The sequence below is a fragment of the Psychrobacter sp. CAL346-MNA-CIBAN-0220 genome (genome assembly GCF_040309805.1).
Taxonomy (GTDB): domain Bacteria; phylum Pseudomonadota; class Gammaproteobacteria; order Pseudomonadales; family Moraxellaceae; genus Psychrobacter.
Window position 1 is genome coordinate 1 of sequence record NZ_JBEOPF010000798.1, and the last position, 231, is coordinate 231.

The following is a 231-nucleotide window of genomic DNA, read 5'->3' on the forward strand; positions in this document are numbered from 1 at the left end:
TGGGTTTGTTTGGTTTTTTTGTTTTTTGGTGTGTTGGTTTTGTTTGTGTTTTTGGGGGTGTTTTGTGGTTGGTTGTTGGTGTTGTTTTTTGGTTTGTTTTGTTGTGTGTGGTTGTTTTTGTTGGTTTTTTGGTGGGGTTTGTGGGGTTTGTTGTTTTTTTTTTTGGTTTTGGTTTTGGTTTGTTTTTTTTGTTTTTGTTGGTTTTTGTTTTCTTTTCGTGCGGTTTTAGTT

At 33.8% G+C, this 231-nt stretch carries 1 protein-coding gene; it reads right to left on the reverse strand.

What is annotated here, in order from left to right:
* The coding region (locus AAEY88_RS15860) for a hypothetical protein (RefSeq protein ID WP_350563896.1) at positions 1–231 on the reverse strand (231 nt) is incomplete at both ends.